This window comes from Halomonas halmophila, assembly GCF_006540005.1.
Lineage (GTDB): Bacteria > Pseudomonadota > Gammaproteobacteria > Pseudomonadales > Halomonadaceae > Halomonas > Halomonas halmophila.
The window spans coordinates 1-1,960 of record NZ_BJOC01000074.1; the positions used below are offsets into that span (position 1 = coordinate 1).

A 1,960-nucleotide genomic window follows, 5' to 3' on the forward strand; every position below is an offset into this window, starting at 1 on the left:
CAGTCCGCGGCGTCGTCCAGCAGCTGCTCGGCTTCCTCGATCACGTTGTCGACGGTGAAGCCGAAGTGCGGGAACAGGTCGCCGGCCGGAGCGGACTCGCCGAAGGTGGACATGCCGATGACGCGGCCCTCGAGGCCGACGTACTTGTGCCACAGGTCCGGGTGAGCGGCCTCGATGGCCAGGCGGTTGCCGACCTCGGCGGGCAGTACCGACTGACGGTAGGCGGCGTCCTGGGCATCGAAGACATCGGTGGACGGCATGGAGACCACCCTTACGGCGCGGCCTTTGTCGGCGAGCGCCGCGGCGGCGTCCATGGCCAGGCCGACCTCGGAGCCGGTGGCGATCAGGATCAGCTCCGGCGTGTCGGCGCTGTCCCGCAGGATGTAGCCACCGCGCTGGATGTCGGCCAGCTGCTGCTTGTCGCGTTCCTGGTGAGGCAGGTTCTGGCGCGACAGCACCAGGGCGGTGGGGCCGGACTGGCGCTTGAGGGCGGCGTTCCAGGCGGCGGCGGTCTCCACGGCGTCACACGGGCGCCAGGTCGACATGTTGGGCGTGGTGCGCAGGCTGGTCAGCTGCTCGATCGGCTGGTGGGTGGGGCCGTCCTCGCCCAGGCCGATGGAGTCGTGGGTGAACACATAGACGTTGCGCACGCCCATCAGGGCCGACATGCGCACGGCATTGCGCATGTAGTCCATGAAGATCAGGAAGGTCGCGGCATAGGGCACGAAGCCGCCATGCAGGGCGATGCCATTGGCGATGGCGGCCATGCCGAACTCGCGCACGCCATAGTGCAGGTAGTTGCCGTCGGGGGCACCTTCCTGCGAGCCCTCGGGGCCGATCACCTTGGCACCGTTCCACACGGTCAGGTTGGAGGGCGCCAGGTCGGCGCTGCCGCCGAGCAGCTCGGGCAGTTGCGGGCCGAGCTCGTTGAGGCAGGCCAGCGAGGCCTTGCGCGAGGCGGTGGTCTCGGCCTTGTCCTGGGCCTGCTCGATCAGCGCTTCACTGGTCAGTTCGGCGGGCAGCTCGCCCTGCTGGCGGCGCAGGAACTCGCGGGCCAGCTCTGGATGTTCCTCGGCATAGCGCTCAAAGCGGGCCTGCCAGTCGGCCTGGCGCTGCTGGCCGACCTCGGTGGCGTCCCAGCCCTGGTAGAGCGCCTCCGGCACATGGAAGGGCGCATGCGGCCAATCCAACTGCTCGCGGGCCGCGGCGACCTCGTCCTCGCCGAGCGCCGCGCCGTGGCAGGACTCCTTGCCCTGCTTGTTGGGCGCGCCGAAGCCGATCACCGTCTTGCAGATGATCAGGCTGGGCTTGTCGTCGTGGCTGCGGGCGAGCTCGATGGCGGCCTTGACCTCCTCGGGCTTGTGGCCGTCGACGTTGGGCACCACGTGCCAGCCGTAGGCCTCGAAGCGCTTGGCGGTGTCGTCGGTGAACCAGCCCTTGACCTCGCCGTCGATGGAGATGCCGTTGTCATCATAGAAGGCGACCAGCTTGCCGAGCTGCTGAGTGCCGGCCAATGAGGCGACCTCATGGGAGATGCCTTCCATCAGGCAGCCGTCGCCGACGAAGCAGTAGGTGTGATGGTCGACGATGGTGTGGCCGGGGCGGTTGAACTGGGCGGCCAGGGTGCGCTCGGCGATGGCCAGGCCGACGGCATTGGCCAGGCCCTGGCCGAGGGGGCCGGTGGTGGTCTCGATGCCCGGCGCATAGCCGTACTCGGGATGACCGGCGGTCTTCGAGTGCAGCTGACGGAAGTTCTGCAGCTGCTCGAGGCCGAGCTCGTAGCCGGAGAGATGCAGCAGCGAATAGAGCAGCATGGAGCCGTGGCCATTGGACAGCACGAAGCGGTCACGGTCGGGCCAGTGAGGATCGGCCGGGTTGTGCTGAAGGAAATCGTTCCACAGCACCTCGGCGATGTCGGCCATGCCCATGGGGGCACCGGGGTGCCCGGAGTTGGCCTTCT

At 68.5% G+C, this 1,960-nt stretch carries 1 protein-coding gene; it reads right to left on the reverse strand.

Features of this window, described 5'->3' with window-relative positions:
• Positions 1–1,960: transketolase (gene tkt / locus HHA01_RS14620; RefSeq protein WP_141322031.1), on the reverse strand; the 1,960-nt coding region annotated here is incomplete at both ends.